At 46.0% G+C, this 5,313-nt stretch carries 5 protein-coding genes and 1 pseudogene; all 6 read left to right on the top strand.

The window, feature by feature from the left end:
* Positions 1-520: pseudogene (locus IJ369_RS03610) on the top strand (hypothetical protein); the annotation flags it as partial.
* Complete coding sequence (locus tag IJ369_RS03605; protein WP_290716088.1) at positions 520-1,407, top strand: TPM domain-containing protein; 888 nt, start codon at positions 520-522, stop codon at positions 1,405-1,407. The pseudogene IJ369_RS03610 and the gene IJ369_RS03605, both read left to right, overlap by 1 nt.
* A gap of 88 nt (positions 1,408-1,495) precedes the next feature.
* A complete protein-coding gene (locus tag IJ369_RS03600) occupies positions 1,496-1,837 on the top strand; it encodes a hypothetical protein (RefSeq protein ID WP_290716086.1) in 342 nt (113 codons plus the stop codon).
* 110 nt (positions 1,838-1,947) lie between these two features.
* Positions 1,948-3,123, top strand: a complete 1,176-nt coding sequence (locus IJ369_RS03595) for a CapA family protein (RefSeq protein ID WP_290716083.1) — start codon at positions 1,948-1,950, stop codon at positions 3,121-3,123.
* Between the two features lie 86 nt (positions 3,124-3,209).
* Positions 3,210-3,941, top strand: coding sequence for a FadR/GntR family transcriptional regulator (locus IJ369_RS03590; protein WP_290716080.1), 732 nt, complete (start codon positions 3,210-3,212; stop codon positions 3,939-3,941).
* A 151-nt stretch (positions 3,942-4,092) separates the two neighbouring features.
* Positions 4,093-5,313: arginine--tRNA ligase (gene argS, locus IJ369_RS03585; RefSeq protein WP_290716077.1), on the top strand; the 1,221-nt coding region annotated here is incomplete at its 3' end.

The following is a 5,313-nucleotide window of genomic DNA, read 5'->3' as shown; positions in this document are numbered from 1 at the left end:
GAAAACGGATCTGTATCATATCCACCGGGCAGGCCGTATGGAATTTGAAAACATCCCTCTGGATGCTTCGGAAAAAATGCGGGATGACCTGATGGATGCCCTGGAGCCTTTCCGTCTGGAAAAGAAAAAACCCTTCGATATGAGCTATCTGAGCGGCTTTCTGGCGGAAAAATATACATATGAACCGAAGGATTTGTACGATAGAATGACCTCCCGCATCACCCCTGGCGTGGAAAATAAAGCAGGGGAAGGCGGCACAACTTATCAGAGGGTCTATGGCGTGAAATGCCATACGGATTTTTCTTCTGATAAGCAGACCTATATGCTCCTGCCTGTCTGGATGCTGGTCAGCAAATATCAGGGGAAGGATTATCTCTTCGCCATGAATGGCCAGACGGGAAAGATCGTTGGGGAACTGCCCATCAGCGGCGGCCAGACGGCGAAGTGGTTCATCCTTATTTTCCTTATCACCTTTATCATCGCAATGCTTGTGGTAGTTGTGGCAGGGGGTGTATTGTAATGAAGAAAAGAATCCTTTGTTTTGTGACTTTCCTTTGCATGCTCCTTTCTGCTGTGCCTGCCTTTGCGGCGGAAACTGCGGCGGAACAGCGGGTCTTCGACTATGCTGACCTGCTGGATGATACAGAAGAAGAGGAGATGCTCCTCTGGATCGAAGATATGCAGGAAAACTGGGATCTGGACTTAGCCTATCTGACCACTTATGATACAGAAGGAAAATCTGTGCAGCAATATGGTGCAGATTTTTATGTGGAGCATGACCTTGGTCTGGGCGAAAATTATGACGGTGTCATCTTCGTTCTGGATATGAGCCAGAGAGAAGGACAGATCGTCACCTGCGGCAAGGCCATCGATATCTATACCGATTATTACATCGACCAGATGTGGGATAATATGGTAACTTACTTTTCCGACGGGGAGTATTACTGGGCGTTCTTTACTCTGTATATGGATCTGCACAATTACGCCGAGGAATATGCGGTCTATCAGGAAAACCCCGATACCTATGTTTCCGAATATCAGCAGTCTGAGGAATATATTTCCCAGCATAATGCTTCCCGTGGTATCAGCACGATCCTGATGTTTGCGGGCATCGCGGCGATCTTTGCCGCGGTCGTTGCGGGCATCGCTGTAGGCAGCATGCGCAAAGCCTGCAAAAATGTGCGCCCTTATACCGACGGCAGGGCTTATCTGAAGGAAAACGGCTATCACCTGACGACGAACAGGGATACCTTCGCCAATACCCATACCACCATGATGCCCATTCCCAGGGATGAAGATAACCACCATCACCATGGCGGCGGCATAGGCGGCTCCTGGGGCGGCGGTTCTTCCACGTTCCACGGCGGCGGAGGCAGAAGCTTTGGCGGCGGAGGCGGAAGGTTTTAAACTCAAACGGATTTTGTTGACTTCCTATTTATTGGATGTTACAATGCTCTTTAGGGGCGTAAAATCTATTTAAACTGAGGTGTTTTAAATGTTATTTCAGGTTGATGGTATCTTAGAAACTGTTTTTGCATATGGGCAGATGATTTCCCTTTTTCTGGTTTTCGTCGTTGTAGAAGGTTTTGTTGCGGCAAAATCTGAATCTCCTTGGCCCGGTATCGTTTTTATTGGTATTATTTTTGCTTTGGCAGTCGGAATGGGCTTATTCTTCCATGATATTTCTTTCTTTGGATTTATGATGGTTCCTGTAGTGTTTTGCCTTCTGGCATTTTTCCTTTCCAGAAAAAACAGAGCAAAAAATATCGAAAAAGGCCTGCATTATAATGAAGAAGGCCTGCTGGAAGAAGAATTGAAGGATATGCAGAGATTTTAATAAAGGAATAAAAGCCTTGGACTTGAAAGAGTCCAAGGCTTTCTTTTTACCTATAAACATGGTATATTTTTGATACATACATTTGTCCATATAAAGAGGAGGGGAGAAAGATGAAAAACAAACTGGCACTATTTTTGGCGGCAGCGATGCTGTTTTCCGGCTGCGGAAAAGAAGAACCAACTTTTACCGCCACGGCGGGGGAGGCGGAGCCCATCGTAAAAACTGCGACTTTGGCTGTGGTGGGGGATATCATGGTCCATGATTATCAGTATAACGAAGCCTATGACCCTGCCACAGGGGAATATGATTTTATGCATAATTTTCAGGATGCAAAGAAATATTTTGAAGGATATGACCTGGTCATGGGCAATCTGGAGCTGACCTTTGGCGGCCCCGAACGACCCTATGCATCTTTCCCTTGCTTCAATACTCCTGATAGTTTTCTGGATGCGGTGAAGGATGCAGGCTTCAACCTGCTGACCACTGCCAATAACCATAGCATGGATACGGGCAAGGCAGGGGTCATTCGCACCCTGGACAAGCTGGATGAATACGGCATTGAGCATTTCGGCACCTATCGTTCCCAGCAGGAACGGGATACCATCCTTTATAAGGACGTCAACGGCATCCGTTTTGCCTTCCTTTCCTATACCTATGGCACCAACGGCATCCCTGTACCCGAGGAGTATCTGGTGAATATCATCGATGACGATGTGATGGTTTCCGATATCAGGGAAGCACGAAAAAATGCCGATGTGGTGGTCGTGATGCCCCATATGGGCAATGAATATGAAACTTACCCCAGGGATATTTTCGTGGAATGGGCAGATATGATGTTTGAAGCCGGGGCGGATATTGTCCTCGCCAGCCATCCCCATGTGCTGCAGAAAATGGAATATCGTACCATCGACCATGGCAATGGAGCCCATGATGGTTTCATCATTTATTCCCTGGGAAACTTCATCTCTTCTCAGACAACGCCGCCCAGAAATGCCTCCATTATATTGCATTTGACGGTGGAGCAAATTGCCGATGAAGCGCCCAATGTCAAAGAGGTTTCTTTCGTTCCAATCTGGACCCAATTCAGAAATGCAGAAAATGAAAATGAATTTGTGGTGCGCAGTGTCTACGAAAGGTTGAATTTATCACAATTTGAGAAGGATTCTCAGATCAGAAAGAAAGACCAGATCCGCCTGGAAGAGATCCATCATGAGACAGCATCCTTCCTGTTGGGAAGGGAAATTCCCCTCTCTGAAATGCAGGAAGAGTATATTTTTTATAAATAAATCAAATTCCCTCTTGTCATGCAACAAAAGTTATGGTAGGATAATGTACATAAAAAAAAACATAAGATAAAGGGAGGAATCCTGAAATGCACGAAAGAGATTATCTGGTGGAAAATGCCGCCTATTTAAAAAAGGATCTCGGGAAAAGCAATATTTCCCAGAGCCTGTTTCAGAGATTCAAAGAGCTGATCACCAGCGGCAAGCTTCCTGCGGGCTATATGATGCCCAATGAAAACGTCGTCAGCGAACAGATTGGCGTAGGCAGAAGCACATTGCGCGAAGCCTATACGGCGTTGGCGGTATTCGGCTTCATTCGTCGTTCCAAGGCGGGCACATTCGTCAATGAGATCGATAATATCGTAAATATTGCGCCCTTTAGCATCACTGTAGAAAATTCTGACCTGAACGACCTGCTGGAATTCCGCTATATGCTGGAAGGGGAAACGGCCAGCTATGCGGCAAAGCGTGCCACGGCGGAAGATATCGCCCAGCTGGAATATTATTTTGGCAAGATGAAAGAACATCGCCATGATGTCAATCAGTTTGTAGATTATGACTCTATGTTCCATATGCAGGTGGCAGTGGCGACCCATAATAAACTGCTGACGAGCACTATGATGGCATCTAAGGATTCCTTTGAAAATGGCATTCGTCTGGCTATGAGAGAATCTCTGACCCAGAACCCTAGGGTAATCGACGTTACCATCGAACTGCACGGTAAGATCATCGAAGCTATCAAAAGTGGCGACTATCAGACAGCGTATACGGCCATGAGGGAACATATCTCCTATGTAAATCTGACAGTAAAATACGGCTGATAAAAAAGAGACCCAAGGCTTATGTCTTGGGTCGTTTTTATTTGAGGCAGAAATCCTTCGTTCGTGGGAAACCCTTGTTTTCCCGCCCCCCTTGTGCTAAAATAAATAGAGTATGTCCAATTTTTAGTTGGAACTTTTTGGAGGTAAAATTATGGACTTTAAAATAGAAATTGCAAAACTTCTGGCTGCTGCTGCGGAAATTTCCGTGGAAGATGCGGCCGCTGCAGTGGAAATTCCTGCGAAGAAGGAAATGGGTGACTTTGCGTACCCCTGCTTCCGTCTGGCAAAGGTTTTCCGCAAAGCGCCCCCTATGATTGCCAATGAGCTGATCGAAAAAATTGAAAAGCCTGATTTCATTGCAAAAATGGAAGTGGTAGGCGCATATATCAACTTCTTCGTAGATAAAGGCGTTTACGCAAAACAGGTGCTTTCTGTAGTTCTGGAACAGAAGGAAAATTACGGCAAAAGCGACATGGGCGCAGGCAAAACAGTCGTGATCGACTATTCTTCCCCCAATATCGCGAAGCCTTTCCACGTAGGCCATCTGCGTTCCACAGTGATTGGTAACGCTATCTACAAAATTCACGAAGAACTAGGCTACCATTGCGAAGGTGTCAACCACCTGGGCGACTGGGGCACACAGTTCGGTAAGCTGATCGTTGCTTACAAAAACTGGGGCAGCAAGGAAGCCGTGGAAAACGACGGTATCCAGGAACTGATGCGTATTTATGTTAAGTTCCACGATGAAGCAGAAAAACATCCTGAACTGAAAATGGACGACGAAGCCCGTCTGTGGTTCGTAAAAATGCAGGAAGGCGATGAAGAAGCTCTCACACTGTGGAAATGGTTCTATGATATTTCTATCAAGGAATTCGACCGCGTGTATGAAATGCTGGGCGTAAAATTCGACGCTTACACAGGCGAATCCTTCTATAACGACAAAATGGACGCTGTTGTGGAAGAACTGAAGGCAAAAGAACTGCTGAAGGAATCCGAAGGCGCCATGATCGTTGATCTGGAGGATAAAAATATGCCTCCTTGCCTGATTATCCGTAAAGACGGCGGTACACTGTATGCAACAAGAGATATCACTGCAGCGCTGTACCGCAAGAAAACATATAATTTCGATAAATGTATCTATCTGACAGCTTTGGATCAGAACCTGCATTTTGCCCAGTGGTTTGAGGTAATCCACAAAATGGGTTATGACTGGTACAAAGACCTGGTGCATGTTCCTTTTGGTCTGGTTTCTCTGGATAGCGGCAAGCTTTCCACTCGCCATGGCCATGTTGTCCTGATGGAAGACCTGCTGAATCAGGCTTGCGCAGAAACAAAACGTATCATCGAAGAAAAGAACCCCAATCTGGAAAAT

Source organism: Anaerotignum sp. (genome assembly GCF_017483025.1).
Taxonomy (GTDB): Bacteria; Bacillota; Clostridia; order Lachnospirales; family Anaerotignaceae; genus Anaerotignum_A.
The sequence above is the reverse complement of the archived record's forward strand: the minus strand, read 5'-3'. Positions and strand labels throughout refer to the sequence as shown.